Raw genomic sequence first — 19,316 nt, forward strand, 5'->3', positions numbered from 1 at the left:
AAGCGATGAATCGTGAATGAATGAGCGAATTAGAGAAGGAAGCAAATCCTGCAAAACAGTAAATGTTTCCCTAGTAATGCTGGCTCTTTCTCTAGTTTGCACGATCTGCATCGGTTTCGTTGGCTTGCGGGTGAAGCCTGAAAGCTTATCAGAAAAAAGGTTTTCCCTAGCTCCCCGAATTTAACAGGTACTTACAAGTAAAAACTTACCCTTTTGTCGGCATCCCAACAATTTGCCAAAGCGCCTTAACAGAACTACATATTAAGTACAATTAAGTAAATAAACGCGCAACCAGCCAGAAAAAGAGCAAGAAACTGGAAAAATTTTTGATAAATCCGGTTGCGACTTCTGGAAGGACAGCTCGTGATGACCTGCTTCAAGAGTGCTGGCTTGGCTCTATCATGTACGCCCACAAAAAACTTTTATGCAGCTAAAACTCACAGAATCCAAAATTCCGTTGGCACCCTTGCTGCTGATTGCCCCCTTTTTCTTGTGGGGAACGGCGATGGTGGCAATGAAGGGTGTTATCCCAAACACGACACCCCTGTTTATGGCTGGTGTCCGGTTGGTGCCTGCTGGGGTATTGGTATTAGTTGCGGCCTTTTTGATGGGGAAACCTCAACCGAAAGGCATTCGGGCGTGGCTGTGGATTAGTTTGTTTGCTTTGATTGATGGCGCTTTGTTTCAAGGCTTTTTAGCCTTTGGATTAGTGCGAACGGGTGCCGGGTTGGGTTCGGTGATGATTGACTCTCAACCCCTGGCAGTGGCTTTGCTGTCCTGTTGGTTGTTTGGAGAAACCATCGGGCTGTGGGGCTGGCTGGGGTTGGCATTGGGAGTGCTGGGGATTAGTTTGATTGGCTTGCCGGATGATTGGATTATCAATCTTTTCCACGGCAACGCGATCGCTGGCTCGTTTAGCTTCACGCACTTGTTTGAGAGCGGGGAATGGCTGATGCTGCTGGCGGCGCTGTCGATGGCTGTCGGAACAGTGCTGATTCGTTTCGTTTGCCAGTATGCCGATCCGGTGGTGGCGACTGGCTGGCACATGATTTTGGGCGGATTGCCTTTGTTTGCACTCTCCCAAGTGTGGGAATCTGACCAGTGGGTGCATCTAAATACGTCTGGCTGGATAGCATTGAGCTACGCAGCCGTATTTGGGAGCGCGATCGCCTATGGTTTATTCTTCTACTTTGCCTCTAGCGGCAATCTTACCAGTCTTAGTTCCCTCACCTTTTTGACACCCGTGTTTGCTCTCGTGTTTGGCCATCTGCTTTTAGCTGAAGTTCTCAGCCCGCTTCAATGGCTGGGAGTAAGTCTAACCCTTGTCAGTATCTATCTAATTAATCAGCGCGACAAGATAGCCGAACAGGTACGATTGCAAAGCCTGCGTTTCGGGCGCTCCTCTACATCTGTTGAAACCAGGGTGACACAAGAAGAAAGCAAAACCGAGCAAATTTCTCTCTTAGAGCCATCCGAGCCATTACCCTATCAATCACTGCCAATACAAGCGAAAGAATCCGAAACCGAGATTTGGCAAAATCGGTAGAAATGAATAGGATGACAGACAAGTTAGCCGCTAAGATTTGAGAGCGAGTTGAAACTTTCTGTTATGATCAGCCCAATATTCACACTTGCTCCCAGAGCCGCTCGCCCAAAACATAGGGATGAATTGCTCGCTAACTATTTAGAACGAATAACTTCATGCTGGTACTAGAAGCTAAGCAGAAAATTATCAGCAAAGGATCTTGTCTGGTTGTATTCACTTAGACAGGTTTCCCAAAACTATGTTCTACCGCTCCACATGGCTTCTAGTTACCTGGATTATATGTCTGGGCTTTATCCCCAGGTCGGGTGAGAATTCCATAGGATTGCCGTCAGCGATCGCCACTTCTTCCCCCAGTTTACCCGTCTCCCTAGAACTGGCTCAGGCGAGTTCCCCAAACCCTAAAAACGATTTGCCTATCCTCCAAGTAGGCTCTCAAGGCTTTGAAGTTGCAGAACTGCAAAAGTCACTAAAGCGTTTGGGGCACTACAACGGGCCAGTAGATGGCGTTTATGGGCGAACGACAGCAGTTGCCGTCTCTAAATTTCAAACATCTGTCGGGTTAACGCCTGACGGAGTTGCTGGTTCCACGACTCAAGAGCGTCTTCAGGCAGCCGAAGCCGCAAAATCTTCACCGGCTCCCACCCCAAAACCCAAGGCGGCTAAACCGAGTTCTGAAGGGAATCGCCTCTGGTGGTTATTAGGTTTAGCAGCAGCATCAGCTGGGGTCGGATTAGGAGTTTACTTCTTGCTGAAATGGTTAGGCAACCTCAACAGAGAGGAAGAGCCGGAGTCTGGAGCTGAGGAATCGGATGAAAGCCGCTACGAAGACCCTAAAGATGCCAATCATCCCGCAGATATCCATTCTCACCCGATAGAAAATGACAATGGCAATAACGGCTATCATGCCTCTGCTTTGACCCTTTCAGAAACAAGCAATTTAGAAAAAAGCAATTTAGACGGGAGAACAACCGCACAAAAGCCAACAGAAGCGGTTAGCGAAGCGAAGCCGTTAGCACGGCTGCGAAGCAACGAGGCAAAAGCGATAGGAGAAACCACTCGCCTCCCCAAAATTGATATTGTTAATGAATTAATTAAAGATTTACAGGGAGCCGATCCGACAAAACGACGCAAGGCGATCTGGGAACTGGCACAATGCGGCGACTCCAGAGCAATTCAGCCCTTGGTGGATTTGATGATCGACTCGGATTCTCAGCAGCGCGGCTTAATCTTAGAGGCGCTGTCGCAAATTGGCACCCGCACCCTCAAACCGATGAACCGGGCACTCGCGATCTCGTTGCAAGATGAAAACCCTGATGTCCGCAAAAATGCAATTCGGGATTTGACGAGAATTTATGACACGATCGGTCAAGTCAGCAATTTATTGCGTCACGCTGCTGAAGATCGGGATTCGGAGGTTCAGGAAACAGCGCGGTGGGCGATAGGGCAGTTAAATCGGCTTCGCTTGAATCCTGGCACGGATAATAATTTGCCCGCTTTGCCAAATTCCCAAAATTCTTCTAATCATCCGTCAGAGGAATCTGAAAACCGCTAAATCAGCGTCTTTACAAGAGTTTGAATTTATTGTTTATCGTTGTAGAGTCCAAAAGTTGTCCATCTTGCATCGTCCATTGAAACTGTTGTTGCTCTCAACCTCGGTGGGCGCTCTCGGCACGGGGTTGGGGGGTGGCGTAGAACTAACCCTGCTCAACGTTGCCCAAGAGATGCTCCGGCGCGGACATACCCTCAAAATTGTGGCTCCCCAAGGCTCTGTGCTGGGAGATATTCCAATTGTCGAAATTGCTGGAGAACTCCAGACAACGGCTCAGACGCAAGGACGGAGTGCCCCGATTGTCATGCCGGAGAATTCTGTGCTGGGCAATATGTGGGATTATGCGCGGCAAGTCCAAGCTGACTACGATCTGATTTTCAACATTGCCTATGATTGGCTACCGTTCTATCTAACGCCATTTTTTAATCGAGCGATCGCCCATTTCGTGAGTATGGGTTCTCTCTCGACCGCGATGGATCGCATCGTGGAACAGATCTCCGTCCAGTTTCCTGGTACGGTTGGCGTCTACACATTGACACAAGCAGAAACTTTTCCTAGTCCGTCGCAGTATCGGATTCTGGGAAGCGGTCTGGATTTATCGCTTTATCAATTTTGCCCAGAAGCCTCATCCTGCTTGGCTTGGGTGGGTCGAATTGCTCCAGAAAAAGGTCTAGAGGATGCCGTTGCCGCTGCCAAAATCACCGGCATTCCCCTAAAAATTCTTGGCAAAATGCAAGACGATGCATATTGGAAGCAGATTTGTCAAGATTATCCCGATGCTCCTGTAGAATATGCAGGATTTTTCTCCACATCCGAACTGCAACAGCATTTAGGCAATTGTCGGGCGTTGTTGATGACACCTCGCTGGGTGGAAGCGTTTGGCAATGTGGTGATTGAGGCGCTTGCTTGTGGAGTCCCCGTCATTTCTTATTCCAGAGGTGGCCCGACTGAAATTATTCAGGATGGGAAGACGGGCTTTTTAGTGGAGCCGGATAGCGTGGCGGGGTTGGTTGAGGCAATTGGACGCATCGATCAACTTGACCGCTATACTTGCCGCCAACAAGCCGAAGCGGAATATTCCCTGGAAGCACTGGGCGATCGCATGGAAGAATGGTTTCGGGATATCTTGCAAAATTAAAACTTAAACCAGAAGAATTTTGGATTTTTCCGCGTACCAACTACCCCCGCCTTTACAAACTGGCGACTTGCTGCGAGTCATTGCTCCCAGCGGTGCCTTGCGAGAACAGGAAGCGTTCCACAAAGGTGTGGAAATATGGCGATCGCGCGGCTACCGAGTCGAAATTAGCAGCGGCGTAGAGGAACGGTGGGGCTACCTTGCTGGTCGCGATGACAGCCGCCGCCAACACCTCGCAGACGCTTGGAAAAACCCTAAATGTAAAGGCATTCTCTGTGCCAGAGGCGGTTATGGTAGCGCCCGCTTACTAGAAGATTGGTCTTGGCAGGGTGGAGAACAGAAAAAGAAAATCGGAGATTTTTTACGCAGCACTCCCAAATGGCTGATCGGCTTTTCTGATGCCACTGGCTTGCTGTGGAGCCTCGGTAAAGTTGGCATTGCAGGGGTTCATGGCCCGTTGCTAACTACCCTTGCCGCAGAGCCAGAGTGGTCGATTCAGCGGCTGTTCGATTGCGTAGAAGGTCGCCCTCTAGAACCCTTAAAAGGAGTCGGCTGGGGCGGCAGTAAGGTCAGCGGCATCTTAATCCCCGGCAATCTGACTGTAGCCACGCATTTTCTGAACACGCCCGTACAGCCCCAGCTAGCGGGCGTCATTCTCGCCTTGGAAGATGTGACTGAGGCTCCCTACCGCATTGACCGAATGTTAACGCAGTGGCGGATGACAGGGGCTTTTCGGGAAGTCAAAGGGATTGCCTTGGGGCGCTTCAGCCGCTGCGAAGCTCCGCCGAACATTTCTAGCTTGACGGTGGAAGAAGTATTGCGCGATCGCTTGGGGAATCTTGGCATTCCCATTGTCTCCGATCTCCCCTTTGGTCACGATGGTCCTAATGCAGCTTTACCCTTGGGAATCCCCGCTCAGTTAGATGCAGATCGCGGCAGTTTGAGTTTTTCCTCTACCGAGCAATAATACTTAGGTGCTTCTAGATTGCATCAGTTGAACAGGCATTTCAAACCGGCTTTACAAGTTTGAGGTGCCTGGACTCTGGGAACTATGGATGGATATCATCTGTCCAAACAGAAGGAAGCAGTTCTTGTTTATAGGAAAACGGGTCTACCATGATGGGTCGTAAGTTTATTAATAGGGTTGCGGCAAGTGTCGCGATCGCCGGGATGATGTTTACGGGGATCTCCGATATCGCTGGAGCAGCAACCGCACTAAAAAATGGTGAAAACGTTAACGGGTTCATCCGTACTAACTCTCCCACCTTCACCTTTAAAAACCAATCTCTAAGGGGTACCCCTGTCCAGAAAGCCTATGGTGAGGAATTCCTGATTAATGCTAAGCAAGGTGATGCAATCGTTGCCGCTGTTGATGTAGAAGACGGTAGTACTCTTTTGCCTATTCTAGTTCTAGTTTCCTCACAGAGTGGGGCACAGGTTGCCTACGATGACCGATCGGGTTTGGTGAGGTATCGAGTGCCAACGACTGGAGAATATAAACTTCGCGTGTTGGGTAAGAACAACACTAGGGGGAGATACACGCTTTCAATTTCTGGGATTAGCCAGACAACAACTTCCCAAAATCCACCGGCTCAAACTCCCGCGGGTCAAAAAGATGCGCGACAAAAATTTCTAGAAGATGAATATGGATTGAGAGTCCTAGAAAATTGTCCGGCGGTAAGGAGTAATGTTGTTGTTGTCACCTTCCCCGAATACGGTCAAAACTATACCTACTGCGCTAATCCTAACCGCAATATCAAGGCAGGCGAATATCGTTACGACGTTAGCAGCAATGATATCAAGCCAGGGGGTGCTGTTGCCCAAAATCCACCGGCTCAAACCCCAGCTCAAAATGACCCCCGGAAACAAGCTCTGCTCAATGAGTATGGGTTGAGGGTTCTGGATACCTGTCCAGAAGTAAAAACTTCTTTGGTTGTTGTCACGTTTACCGAATACGGTCAAACGTACAATTACTGCGCCAATCCTAACCGCCTTGTCAAAGCAGGAGCGTACACCTTTGATATTAGCAGTGGTGACTTAAAGCCGAAAACAACGACTTCCCAAAATCCGACTCAACCTACAGCTAACGATCAAAGAAGCCAACTGCTGCGAAATGAGTATGGCTTGACGGTTTTGGATAGTTGTCCTCCGGCAAAGAATTCTTTGGTGGTCGTGAACTTTACCGAAGCGGGTCAAACCTACACTTACTGCGCCAATCCCAACCGCGTTTTCAAGGCGGGGGAATACACCTATAACCCCACCACCCGCAACTTAGATACGGCTAAGAAACCGACGCGATGCACCGTTGAAATTAGTGGCATCTGCATTGTCAAATAACGTCAATAGGTAGTTAAAAAAGCACGCAACAGAAAAACCCGGTTGATTCAAGAAGCCGGGTTTTTCGCGTGTCGGAGAGTCACTCAGGCTCGCTGACTACTACTAGGGAAATGCACATTCCATGTCTCTAGGAGTTGATACCCTATCTAGAAGGGTTTAGCGTGGATTGCCTCTCTCATGGCGGGCAAACTCAAGAGAAGCGATCGCAAAACTAAACTTGGGGAATCCGACAATGATAAGCTAAACAAATGCCTTTAAATAAGTCTTTAGGTGAAGTGTAAATGACCGTTGCAACCCAAGTTCCGTATCTGCTGAGGGCAGCCCGTGGTGAAGTTTTAGACCGTCCGCCAGTGTGGATGATGCGGCAAGCGGGTAGATATATGAAAGCTTATCGAGATTTAAGAGATAAGTATCCTGCGTTTCGCGATCGCTCGGAAAAAGTAGAACTGGCAATCGAAATCTCCCTACAGCCGTTTCGCGCCTTTGAGCCAGATGGGGTAATTTTATTTTCTGATATTTTAACTCCGTTGCCGGGACTTGGCATTCCCTTTGATATCATCGAAAGCCGAGGACCAGTCATCGATCCGCCCATCCGCAGCCAAGAGCAAATTGATAAACTGCATCCTCTAGAACCTGGGGAATCGCTGCCTTTTATCGGTGAAATTTTGCAAACATTACGCCAAGAAGTCGGCAACAAAGCAACTGTCTTGGGTTTTGTGGGTGCCCCTTGGACGCTGGCAGCGTATGCGATTGAGGGCAAAAGCTCGAAAGACTACGCAATTATTAAAAGTATGGCTTTTTCAGAGCCAACGATGCTGCATCAATTTTTGGGTAAATTGGCGGATGCGATCGCAACTTACGTCCGCTACCAAATTGATAGCGGTGCCCAAGTCATTCAAATGTTCGATTCTTGGGCAGGACAACTGAGTCCGCAAGATTACGAGACATTTGCTCTACCGTATCAGCAGCGAGTTTTCAACCAGGTAAAACAGACGCATCCGGATACTCCCCTGATTCTCTACATCAATGGTAGTGCTGGCATTCTGGAGAGGATGGCACAATCCGGCGCGGATATCGTCAGCGTAGATTGGACGGTAGACATGGCAGAGGCAAGGACAAGACTTGGCTCAAACATCGGTGTACAGGGAAATATGGACCCCTGTGCCTTATTTGGCTCAAAAGAGTTCATCCGCGATCGCATTTATGACACGATCCGCAAAGCCGGAAACAAAGGTCATATCATGAATCTCGGTCATGGTGTTTTACCCAGTACCCCCGAAGAAAACGTAGCTTTCTTCTTTGAAACTGCCAAATCAGTCAAAAATCATTAGTCATTAGTCATTGAACTAAAGACAAATCATTCTTGACTAAGGACGAATGACCAACCCTTATGAACCCCAAGCGGATTTTGGTAACTGGTGCGAGTGGCTGCATTGGTCACTACATTAGCGAAAGCCTGATTCAAGAAACCGAACACGAGCTGTATCTGTTAGTCAGAAATCCAGACAAACTGCAAATTGACTACCAATCTCGACCGGGAATCACCGTTGTAAGAGCTGATTTGCGAGACATTGAACGAGTGGGAAATCTACTCAAGACAATCGATGTCGCGATCTTAGCTGCAACCGCTTGGGGCGGCTCCCAAGCGGTATTTGACGTGAATGTGATTAAAACCATCCGGTTGCTAAACTTGCTCGACCCCGCAGTGTGCGAACAAGTCATTTACTTTTCTACCGCTAGCATCCTCGGACGCGACAACGCATTATTGAAAGAAGCGGGAGAACTAGGGACAGACTACATCCGTTCTAAGTATGACTGTTTGCAGCGCTTATCGAAATTAGCGATCGCACCCCGCATCACTACCCTCTTTCCGACCTTGGTTCTCGGAGGAGATGCCAACAAACCCTACTCCCATCTTTCTTCAGGATTGCCAGGGGTGGCAAAGTTGATTGACCTGATTCGCTTTTTTAAAGCTGACGGCAGTTTCCACTATATGCACGGGCGAGATATTGCCCAAGTGGTACGATTCCTGATCGAACATCCTCCTGGCCCCTCGGAACCTCGACAGCTGGTTTTGGGTCAAGCACCCATAACGGTCAACGAAGCCGTAGAAGAAGTTTGTGCTTATTTAGACAAGAAAATTTATTTTCGCGTGCCCCTGTCTCCCTGGCTAGCTGATTTCTTCATCCTCTTGTTCCGAATTCAGATGGCACCTTGGGATCGGTTCTGCTTGCGCTACCGTCATTTTACCTACCAAGATCCCGTCAACCCGGCTACCCTGGGTCTGGCGAATTACTGTGCCACATTCAGCGATGTGCTGAAAATAAGCGGAGTTCAAAAAAAGCAGCTGACAGCTAAGAACGAGTAGAAATTAGATTTAAAAGGTTGTTTTAACGCAAAGGTACGCAGAGGTTAGTGCAAAGGTACGCCAAGGAGGTTAGAGGCTGTCTTCAGAAGAGTTTCTTAGACATATCAAGACCTCTTACTGATTTTCTACGTACCTTTACGTCACCCTTGGCGTACCTTTGCGTTAAAAAAGCTATCAGACTTAACCTAAGCTTGCCAGATTCAGCTAGGCTCGTGTGCTATGTATTAGCTAATAGCTGAAATTTAAAAAGGTGTGAGGTTTTAAATTCAATGAAAGTTTTATTAGTTTATCCCCTGTTTCCTAAAACTTTTTGGTCTTACGAAAAAATTCTGGAATTAGTCAATCGCAAGGTTTTATTGCCGCCGCTGGGTTTAGTCACCGTGGCGGCAATTTTGCCTCAAGAGTGGGAATTCAAGCTGGTCGATCGAAATATCCGCACCGTTACAGAACAAGAGTGGGAATGGGCAGATGTTGTCATTCTCTCGGCAATGATTGTTCAGAAAGAGGATTTACTTGATCAAATCAAGGAAGCCAAGCGGCGCGGCAAACTGGTAGCGTGTGGTGGCCCTTACCCAACTTCTGTCCCGGAGGAAGCTCAAAAAGCGGGTGTAGATTATCTGATTTTAGATGAAGGGGAAATCACCCTGCCGATGTTTGTTGAGGCAGTTCAGCGGGGCGAAAAACAGGGGATTTTCCGTTCTAATGGGGAAAAACCCGATGTGACGACAACCCCGGTTCCTCGTTTTGATTTGCTGGAGTTTGATGCTTACGATTCAATGTCGGTGCAGTTTTCGCGGGGCTGTCCCTTCCAGTGCGAATTTTGCGACATTATTGTTTTGTATGGTCGCAAACCCCGGACGAAAACACCAGAACAGCTATTAGCAGAGTTAGAGTATCTCTACCAATTAGGGTGGCGTCGTAGCGTTTTCATGGTGGATGATAACTTCATCGGCAATAAGCGCAACGTTAAGTTATTTCTCAAAGAGTTAAAAACCTGGCAAGCAGAACACCAATATCCCTTCCGGTTTAATACAGAAGCTTCGATTGATTTGGCGCAAGACCAAGAACTGATGGATCTGATGGTGGAGTGTTATTTTGATGCCGTGTTTTTGGGGATTGAAACGCCCGATGAAGAGAGTTTGTCGCTGACGAAAAAGTTCCAAAATACGCGCAGTTCTCTGGGTGAAGCGGTAGAGGCAATTACGCGAACCGGATTGCGCCCAATGGCTGGATTTATTATTGGCTTTGATGGGGAGAAAGCTGGCGCAGGCGATCGCATTGTCCGATTTGCCGAGCAAACTGCCATTCCCACCACTACCTTTGCCATGCTGCAAGCCTTACCCAATACAGCGCTGTGGCATCGATTAGACAAGGAGGGCCGCCTACGGGGTAAAGATGGCAATATCAATCAAACTACCTTGATGAACTTTGTCCCCACACGACCCCTGCAAGATATTGCCAGAGAATACGTTGAGGCTTTCTGGACACTATACGATGCCGAAAAGTTTTTGGATCGGACTTATCGCTGTTTCTTGATGCTGGGTGCGCCCAAATGCAAGGCTCCTGCTAAATTACCAAATTTAGTGGATCTGCGAGCGCTGCTGATTGTGATGTGGCGTCAGGGTGTCAAACGCACTACTCGCTGGAAGTTCTGGCACCACTTATTGAGCATCCTCAAACGCAATCCTGGTGTTTTTGAGCATTACATCGCAGTCTGCGCTCATAATGAGCATTTTCTAGAGTACCGCCAGATTGTGCGGGACGAAATAGATGCCCAGTTAGCTGAGTTTCAGGCAGAAGAAGCAAAACTGCAACAGATAGAAGATATCTCATCGGCATCTGTAAAAGAAAAAAATCCCGTCGGTGTATAAGACAGGGTTGTTTCGGGATGGCTAACAGAACAGGGGCTTTTGCGATCGCTCTGAAATGAAAATGCTCGTTAACCGGCAGGAATCAAAATTACTGCTAGTGTCTGGGAGTAGGGAGGCAGAAAGTCCAGAGTCAGTAGGTGGATATCAGGTTCCCACTCCCCCCTAACCAACGGTTAACTACATTCGGCTACTGAGTTAGTTAGCATGGAATATCCATTCATCATTAGCGAAAACCTAGCGGCATATTGTATTCAGTCAATTTAATGACTCCTTCATGAGCGATCGCACGTCGAGAGTGATAGAACAATTTGCCCCTGCTACGAATCACTAAAATTAGTCCGAGGTTGCCAATTCAATGCGAGTTTTACTGCTTTATCCTTTATTTCCTAAAACTTTTTGGTCTTTTGAGAAAGTCCTAGAATTAGTAAATCGCAAGGTTTTATTGCCGCCGCTAGGTTTAGTGACGGTTGCCGCAATTTTGCCTCAAGAATGGGAATTCAAGCTGGTCGATCGAAACGTTCGCAGCGTCACAGAAGACGAGTGGGAGTGGGCAGATTTGGTCATTCTCTCGGCGATGATTGTCCAGAAAGAGGATTTACTCGATCAAATTCGAGAAGCCAAGCGGCGCGGTAAAGCGGTTGCGGTAGGTGGCCCTTATCCGACTTCTGTGCCTGATGAAGCCACTAATGCGGGTGCAGATTATCTAATTTTGGATGAAGGGGAAATCACCCTGCCGATGTTCATAGAAGCGATCGCGCGAGGTGACAAGGGTGGGCTTTTCCGATCCAATGGGGAAAAACCCGATGTGACGACAACCCCGGTTCCTCGTTTCGATTTGCTAGAGTTCGATGCTTACGATACGATGTCGGTACAGTTTTCGCGGGGTTGTCCCTTCCAGTGCGAATTTTGCGACATTATTGTTTTGTATGGTCGCAAACCTCGGACGAAGGCACCAGAACAGCTATTAGCAGAGTTGGAATGTCTCTACCAACTGGGGTGGCGTCGCAGCGTTTTCATGGTGGATGATAACTTCATCGGCAATAAGCGCAACGTCAAGTTATTTCTCCAAGAATTAAAAACTTGGCAAGCGGAACACCAGTATCCCTTCAGCTTTAATACAGAAGCCTCGGTTGACTTGGCGCAAGACCAAGAACTGATGGATTTAATGGTGGAGTGCAATTTTAATGCGGTGTTCCTGGGAATTGAAACGCCGGATGAAGCCAGTTTGCAGATGACGAAGAAGTTTCAAAATAACCGAACTTCGCTTGCTGACTCGGTAGAAACCATCACGCGGGCGGGGTTGCGGGTGATGGCTGGTTTTATCATTGGCTTTGATGGAGAAAAATCAGGCGCAGGCGATCGCATTGTCCGCTTTGCCGAACAAACGGCGATTCCGACGACTATTTTCGGAATGCTACAAGCTTTACCCCACACTGCCCTCTGGTTCCGCCTAGAAAAAGAGGGGCGATTGCTGGATAGCGCATCGGGCAACCAGTTCAATGTGATGAATTTTATCCCGACCCGACCCGTAGAAGAGATTACCAGGGAATACATCAACGCCTTCTGGGATTTATACGATGCTGAAAAGTTTTTAGATCGGGCTTATCGCCATTTTCTGATGCTGGGCGCACCCAAAGTAAAAGTTCCTTTTAAAATGCCGGGTCTGATGGAGTTAAGGGCTTTGGCAATTGTGGCGTGGAGACAAGGCCTTAAGCGTCACACTCGCTGGAAGTTCTGGCACCATCTGTTTAGTATCATCAAACACAACCCTGGTGTTTGGGATCATTACCTCACCGTCTGTGCCCACAACGAACATTTTCTCGAATATCGCCAGATTGTCCGCGACCAAATTGAGGTGCAGTTAGCTGAGTATCTAGCACAACAATCGAAACAGGAAGCTAAAGTTTCCCCTGTGAAAAACAGCGTCGGTGCGAGTGCGTGATATCAAGTGAAAAATGGGGAATTGGAAATTTTTTACCCATTTTTCATTCCTTCTCATCAATGACCAATTAAGCGTGAGGATTGTCAATTAATGCGAGTTTTACTTTTATATCCACTATTTCCGAAAAGTTTTTGGTCCTTTGAAAAAACTTTAGCCTTGCTAAATCGTAAGGCAATGTTGCCGCCTTTAGGTTTAGTGACCGTTGCCGCAATTTTGCCCCAAGAGTGGGAGTTTAAGTTAGTAGATCGAAATGTTACCCAAATAACTGAAGCTGAATGGGCATGGGCAGATTTAGTAATTCTGTCGGCAATGATTGTCCAAAAAGAAGATTTGCTAGATCAAATCAAAGAAGCAAAGCAAAGGGGTAAGTTAGTCGCAGTCGGCGGCCCTTATCCCACCGCTTTACCTCAAGAAGTAGAATCGGTAGGCGCAGATTATTTGATTTTGGATGAAGGGGAAATCACCCTGCCGATGTTTGTGGAGGCAGTGCAACGTGGCGAAACTTCAGGAACTTTTCGGGCGGGAGGAGAGAAGCCGGATGTCAGTTCCACACCCGTTCCCCGCTTTGATCTACTAGATTTTGACGCTTATTCAGAAATGTCTGTGCAGTTTTCGCGGGGATGCCCATTTCAATGCGAATTCTGCGACATTATTGTCCTTTACGGACGCAAACCGCGTACAAAAACGCCATCTCAATTATTAGCAGAATTAGAACGCCTTTATGAGTTGGGTTGGCGACGTAGCATCTTTATGGTGGATGACAATTTTATCGGGAATAAGCGGAATGTCAAGTTATTCCTGAAAGAGTTGCAACCGTGGATGGTGGAACATCAGTACCCTTTCTCTTTTGCGACGGAAGCATCGGTGGATTTGGCAAAAGATCAAGAATTGATGGATATGATGGTTCAGTGTAATTTTGGGGCGGTGTTTTTAGGAATTGAAACACCCGATGAGGAGAGTTTAGCACTGACTCAGAAGTTCCAAAATACGCGAGATTCATTAAGTGATTCCGTTCAAGCGATCGCGCGATCGGGATTGCGGGTGATGGCTGGGTTTATCGTAGGCTTTGATGGAGAAAAACCCGGTGCAGGCGATCGCATTGTCAACTTTGTCGAGAAAACGGCAATTCCCACCGCTTTATTTAGTATGTTGCAAGCTTTACCCGATACCGCCCTTTGGCATCGGTTAAAGAAAGAAGGGCGGCTGCGAGGCGAATCTGCCAACATCAATCAAACGACATTGATGAACTTTGTGCCCACACGTCCTCTAGAAGACATTGCCCGCGAATACATCGATGCATTTTGGACATTGTACGATCCGGAGCGTTTTCTAGACCGCACTTATCGTCACTTTCGCATATTAGGAGAAGCGACGTATCCGAATAAGGGCAAACGTGCGAAGAAGAAAATAGATTGGGTTGTAATTCGAGCCTTATTAATCATTTGTTGGCGACAAGGCGTACTTCGTAAAACTCGTTGGCAGTTCTGGCGCAACTTGTTTAGTATGTATCGACACAATCGAGGTGGAATCAGCAGTTATTTAGCAGTTTGCGCTCAAATTGAGCATTTCGTAGAGTATCGCCAGATTGTCAAAGAGCAAATTGAGGCGCAGTTGGCAGAGTTTATGGCAGAAGACGCGGTTCAACAGCCGCAAGAGGTGAAAACCCCAGTGAATGCGTAGGGTAGACGACACCTCAGATCCTCCAAACCCCTATTATTTAAGAGACTGACTTAATAATGGGGTTTGGAGAATCGCAGAATAGCGCCCATAAAGTGACTGAGGATGAGCAATTCCTTTATTTAAAACTGGTATATAGCAATCCTGTTTTAGTTGCGAGATGCCAGTGGTTTAAATCCCCAACTTATCCAAGAAGTCGGGAATCTTGCTTTCAGAAATCATTTAGGACTGGTATAGGTAGACAAACGTTTTTGCCGTCTGCGTCTTGTCCAAAAGTTGTTGGCAAAGTTGAGTATGTTTTTGTCGCGATGATCTCCTGAACCTGCAACAGTCCGCCTGTTGGCAAGCCAGCGATCGATGGAGTAAATATTGAAGCTGCTACCAGCTAGCAATATAAATAGCACAATCCCGTAGATAAGCATCGTTTGTGCTGCACCCCAGTTTTGTATGGATGTGACACCCATCATCAAGATGATCATCAGGATAAATGTTGCGATTAGGGCGCTGCGCGTTGCTAATCCAATGGAGATCAATACTCCCACGATTAATTCAACCGGGGGTACTAAGTAAGAATTGATCCTCACCAAAAATCCCGGAAAATAAGAATTTGCAAGTTGGTTGACAGTATTTTCAGCAAAACCGGGAATATTGCCGATGCGAGTAAAGCCGTGATTAAAGTAATTCACGCCGATCAGAATTCGCAGCAACAAATAGGCGATCGCAATATCCCTAGTTTTTAGACCAATATAGGGTCTATTTTCAGTCATTGCTATAACTCCAACTGTGTTACTTAAACTTTAATTGATTTTAACTGTAGAGATTTGAATTAATTAAAGTTTAATGAGAAATGAATTAGCCAAGCTAAACCTACCAACCCAAATAAGTCTGCTTTTTCTCTTTTTGAATAGCAGCCAACAAGCGCTATTCTCCGAGTGTTGAAGTTATAAGGTAAAATCCTGAGTTTTGTTATTTGTCAAGAGTAAGAATCGGCTTTATTCAATACAAGGCTCATCTATAATCGGGGCGGGTAGTGGAAATTCTTCTCCTCGTAGGTAGGCATCAAATTGTTCGTCAAAACGGCTCCAACTGGTAGCAATCGAACGCTGAATTCTACAGGTTGGAGCTTCGCGGAATAAAGGCAGCCGATGTTCGATTTGTTCTTTAATGGCTACAGGGATATCTTCAAATACATCAGTTTTATTGCCAGTGTAATTTAAGACTAAAAAGCCGGGTTTCCCCTTCATTTTCATCCACGGTTCCCACGGCCCCATGCGGTAATAAGAAAGTGTAACAGCGCGATTGTCGCTAGCACTGATGGGTTCGTCAGATAGTATTTTTGTCGGAAAAATAAATTTGTAGGAATCCGACGATTGGACATACTTCTCTGGCGAATAATCTGCAAACTTGGGGTTCGTTGATAACGGGTTAGGCAGTTTCATATTGAAATCTAATGAAACTGAGGATATTTCTGAAGTTATGTGAGCATCTATCTGTTGTGGAATCTGGAACTCCTGGTAGTCATAAGAACGGTGCATAATATTCAGTGTTTCACCTGACCAGGGGTTTTTCCAACTTTTTAGAATTTCTCCAGTTTTGGGATCGAGATAAAGTGTAATTTTACGACTTACAAGCGTCCAGCGGGATGTTGAATTATCTTGAATACAGCGCGAGATATCAACGCCTAAGAAATCAAACAGATGAACAGGTTGATCGTTATCTATCGGATGGGCATACATAGCACCTGTAGCCGGGAAATAGTGAGTTTTACTGTCACTGCTACAGCGTAGTTTGACAAACTGCTCATCGGTAATTGTTGATTTCGTTAAGGTCATAGTTTGCGCTTCCCCAAAGTATAGATTGAGCTAAGGATGAATACTTAACTAGTAATTTCTCGCCCTCCTGCTGATATCTTGATTCGGTCTTGCTGACGCTGCTGAATCTGTTCTAGACTGCCGGTAGGAATGGCGGCAATTAACTGGCGCGTGTATTCTTGCTTCGGTTCGCGGTAGAGATTTTCAGCGGAGCCAATTTCTTCGATTTTGCCTCGATTCATGACCATGATGCGATCGCTCATAAATTTCACCACGCTCAAGTCATGGGAAATAAAGATGTAAGTTAAGCCAAATTCACTTTGGACTTCTTTGAGCAAATTCAGCACTTGCGCTTGTACGGAAACATCTAGCGCCGAGACGGATTCGTCGCAGATGATGAATTTGGGATTGAGTGCCAAAGCACGAGCAATACAAACCCGCTGGCGCTGTCCGCCAGAAAACTCGTGGGGATAGCGATTCATCCAGGCAGGATTTAAGCCTACACGCTCTAAGAGATAGGCTGCGCGATCGCGTCTTTCCTTAGAATTCTTCCCATAGTGATGGATTTGTAGCGGTTCCATCACCGCATCTCCAATTTTTAGACGCGGATCGAGAGAACTAAAGGGATTTTGGAAGACAATTTGCATCTCGCGTCGCAATTGCCGCAGCCGCCGATTACTGACTTTTGTAATATCTTCCCCTTCAAACTCGATCTGCCCGCTTGTTGGTTCGATCAAGCGCAGGATGGTACGCGCTAAGGTACTTTTGCCACAGCCGGATTCTCCCACCAATCCCAGCGTTTCACCGGGATAAACATCAAATGAGATGCCATTCACTGCCATCAAATAGCGTTTGGTTTGACCAAACATCCCCTGGATTGGAAAGCCAACTTGGAGGTCTCGGACAGAGAGTAGAGCTTTTTCAGTGGTAGAGATGCGATCTATCGCTTCTGGGTTTTGAGTGGAACCCAGAATTTCTTCTGACTCCTGACTCTTAACGCCTATTTTTTCTCGAATCTCGATTTCGCCGCTAGGTGTCTTCACCACTTCCATAAAGTCAGCGACGGTCGGCAGGTATTTCAACCGGCGGTTAAGGCTGGGGCGACAGGCTAACAAACCTTTGGTATAAGGATGTTGAGGGTTAGAAAAGATTTGCTCAACTGAGCCGTATTCAACTATTTTGCCTTGATACATCACGGCGACAACGTCGGCAATTTCAGCAATTACCCCCAAGTCGTGACCGATAAACATCATCGACATCCCACGGGCGTCGCGTAACTCTCGCAACAGATCCAGAATCGTCGCTTGTACGGTTACATCCAAGGCGGTTGTCGGTTCGTCAGCAATCAATACCGCTGGATTGCAGGAAATAGCCATTGCAATCATCATCCGCTGCAATTGCCCGCCGGAGAGTTCGTGGGGGTAGCGATCCAGCATTGCCAATTTTTGCTGATTGACCTGCTGATTAATTTCCGCTTCGCTTTCTCTTCTGGCTTCTGGTCTTTCTTCTAGATAGCGTTGCCGCATCTCTTCATCGCTAGCGAGGAGTTTGACTTCTTGGAGACGCGCGATCGCTTGCCGCCTCGCCTCGGCAGGGGTTACATTTTGATGCTGACGGATTGCCTCGACTAACTGAAACCCACACGTAAAAACTGGGTTTAAGGAACTCATCGGTTCCTGAAAAATCATCGAAATCTGACCACCTCGATATTTCCGCAACTCCTCTGCACTCAGATCCCGCAGATTCACTACAGATCCGCCTCGTTCCTGTGAGTTTTGAAACCAAATTTCACCGCCGCTAATCTTGCCCGGAGTTGGCACCAGACCCATGACGGCGAGGGAAGTCACCGATTTACCCGATCCCGACTCTCCCACAATGCCCAAAGTCTGCCCGCGACTCAGTTTGAAGGAAATACCATCAACTGCCAGAATTTGCTTTTCATCAGTTAAAAATTGAACTTGCAGATTGCGGATGTCTAAAACGGTGTCACTCATGGCAGTCAAGGCGAAAAATTTAACTGGATTTTAACAATCTATGCGATCGCGAGAGAATCAATCGGGTTGTTGATAGCGACGGCAGCCGATTACTGTAACAGACGCGAACCCGATGGACATTGAACTGCTGATGAGCCACTCTGCGGCGGTTTCGGCATCGCTGGAGCCGAGGTTGAGGGGCGCTGGGTTTCGCAAACCGCTACGAGGGTGGTGGCTTCACCGTTCTTTTTGGTGGCAAATACCGCACCTGTGTAGCTATGAATTTCAGCATTCTTGGCTTGGGCGGCGATCATCACGCTTTGGGCGTCCTTTCCGGGTGATACCAACCGATAGTTGTAATACACGCTGGCTGGCTCGCCGCCTAAACCTAAATCTTCAGTGTTTGTGGCAAATTTGCCTTTTTGCTGATAATAAGCCTGCTGCGCTTTGTTTACCATCGCGATATACAATTTGGCTTCCGTTTGCGGTTTTGGGAGCTGCGAATCTTCGGACACTTGACTCTGTGCATTTTCCAGCTCAATTACTTTGGCGTCTTTGGGTAATGTCGCGCTGTCGGAAATTTTCTCAAATATCGTTGCCTTGGGAGTAAAAGCATTGGGTCTGGGTTGTCCAGCTTGCCGTCCCTCTAATTCCAGACGTAGTTTACCGCGATCGATAAATTCAAAAATGCTCAGGATGCTCTCTTTTTTGCTAAAAACCAAGTCAAGTTGTCCCGGTTTAGCCTGGGAATTAACCTTGTACTTAATTCCGACGGCAACCGGAGGTCCATCAGACGTTGGAAATACAATGAATAATTTTCCCTCTGGCGCAAATATAAATGTGACCAACTCCCCGGTTTGCGGATCTTCGGCTTGCCATTGCCCTACAAATTGCTGGGTGGCGGTCGTTGCTGGTGTGGTTTTGGTTGGAGTCGCTGCGGGTGCGGGTTTGGCTGGGGTATTTGCCGATGTCCCTAGGATACCTGTCACCAGGATGCCGTTGATTGCGATTAATAAGCTAGATACAATCAACTTGTTGTTAACTGGGAGTTTCACTAGTTTGGCAAAGTTGATGATAAAGTGATTCATTACTTTTTGGTGTTTGCTT

14 protein-coding genes are annotated in these 19,316 nt (G+C 47.2%); 10 read left to right on the forward strand and 4 right to left on the reverse strand.

Going from position 1 to position 19,316, the window contains the following annotated elements; all coding sequences use genetic code 11:
- The first annotated feature begins 424 nt into the window (after positions 1-424).
- The 10 genes from NDA03_RS18245 to NDA03_RS18290 all read left to right on the forward strand — a co-directional run bounded on the left by NDA03_RS18245 (position 425) and on the right by NDA03_RS18290 (position 14,428).
- Positions 425-1,546, forward strand: a complete 1,122-nt coding sequence (locus tag NDA03_RS18245; protein ID WP_348238778.1) for a DMT family transporter — start codon at positions 425-427, stop codon at positions 1,544-1,546.
- Between the two features lie 238 nt (positions 1,547-1,784).
- A complete protein-coding gene (locus NDA03_RS18250; protein ID WP_348238779.1) occupies positions 1,785-3,098 on the forward strand; it encodes a HEAT repeat domain-containing protein in 1,314 nt (437 codons plus the stop codon).
- Between the two features lie 61 nt (positions 3,099-3,159).
- Complete coding sequence (locus tag NDA03_RS18255) at positions 3,160-4,233, forward strand: glycosyltransferase family 4 protein (RefSeq protein ID WP_348238805.1); 1,074 nt, start codon at positions 3,160-3,162, stop codon at positions 4,231-4,233.
- A gap of 16 nt (positions 4,234-4,249) precedes the next feature.
- Positions 4,250-5,197 (forward strand): LD-carboxypeptidase, encoded by a 948-nt coding sequence (locus tag NDA03_RS18260; protein ID WP_190415756.1) that lies wholly within the window; start codon positions 4,250-4,252, stop codon positions 5,195-5,197.
- A gap of 149 nt (positions 5,198-5,346) precedes the next feature.
- Entirely contained in the window at positions 5,347-6,567 is a 1,221-nt protein-coding gene (locus NDA03_RS18265; RefSeq protein WP_190415666.1) for a hypothetical protein, read from the forward strand.
- A 281-nt stretch (positions 6,568-6,848) separates the two neighbouring features.
- Positions 6,849-7,898, forward strand: a complete 1,050-nt coding sequence (gene hemE, locus NDA03_RS18270) for a uroporphyrinogen decarboxylase (protein WP_190411105.1) — start codon at positions 6,849-6,851, stop codon at positions 7,896-7,898.
- Between the two features lie 59 nt (positions 7,899-7,957).
- Positions 7,958-8,935: an NAD(P)-dependent oxidoreductase gene (locus NDA03_RS18275; protein WP_348238780.1), complete on the forward strand. Its 978-nt coding sequence runs from the start codon at positions 7,958-7,960 to the stop codon at positions 8,933-8,935.
- A 269-nt stretch (positions 8,936-9,204) separates the two neighbouring features.
- Positions 9,205-10,806: a B12-binding domain-containing radical SAM protein gene (locus NDA03_RS18280; RefSeq protein ID WP_348238781.1), complete on the forward strand. Its 1,602-nt coding sequence runs from the start codon at positions 9,205-9,207 to the stop codon at positions 10,804-10,806.
- A gap of 355 nt (positions 10,807-11,161) precedes the next feature.
- On the forward strand, positions 11,162-12,748 hold the full coding sequence (locus NDA03_RS18285) for a B12-binding domain-containing radical SAM protein (RefSeq protein ID WP_348238782.1): 1,587 nt from the start codon (positions 11,162-11,164) through the stop codon (positions 12,746-12,748).
- Positions 12,749-12,838: 90 nt separating this feature from the next.
- Positions 12,839-14,428, forward strand: coding sequence for a B12-binding domain-containing radical SAM protein (locus NDA03_RS18290; RefSeq protein ID WP_190411109.1), 1,590 nt, complete (start codon positions 12,839-12,841; stop codon positions 14,426-14,428).
- A 215-nt stretch (positions 14,429-14,643) separates the two neighbouring features.
- Here NDA03_RS18290 and NDA03_RS18295 read toward each other — a convergent pair whose 3' ends face one another.
- The 4 genes from NDA03_RS18295 to NDA03_RS18310 all read right to left on the reverse strand — a co-directional run bounded on the left by NDA03_RS18295 (position 14,644) and on the right by NDA03_RS18310 (position 19,297).
- A complete protein-coding gene (locus NDA03_RS18295; RefSeq protein ID WP_190524650.1) occupies positions 14,644-15,192 on the reverse strand; it encodes a DoxX family protein in 549 nt (182 codons plus the stop codon).
- Positions 15,193-15,417: 225 nt separating this feature from the next.
- The gene (locus NDA03_RS18300; protein WP_190411111.1) at positions 15,418-16,257 is read right to left on the reverse strand and encodes a DUF1838 family protein; all 840 of its coding nucleotides are present in this window, start codon (positions 16,255-16,257) and stop codon (positions 15,418-15,420) included.
- A gap of 44 nt (positions 16,258-16,301) precedes the next feature.
- Positions 16,302-18,230: an ABC transporter ATP-binding protein gene (locus tag NDA03_RS18305; protein ID WP_348238783.1), complete on the reverse strand. Its 1,929-nt coding sequence runs from the start codon at positions 18,228-18,230 to the stop codon at positions 16,302-16,304.
- Between the two features lie 89 nt (positions 18,231-18,319).
- Positions 18,320-19,297, reverse strand: coding sequence for a type IV pilin-like G/H family protein (locus tag NDA03_RS18310; RefSeq protein ID WP_190411113.1), 978 nt, complete (start codon positions 19,295-19,297; stop codon positions 18,320-18,322).
- Positions 19,298-19,316 lie beyond the last annotated feature (19 nt).

It is taken from the genome of Trichocoleus sp. Lan, from assembly GCF_039961855.1.
Taxonomy (GTDB): Bacteria; Cyanobacteriota; Cyanobacteriia; order Cyanobacteriales; family FACHB-T130; genus FACHB-T130.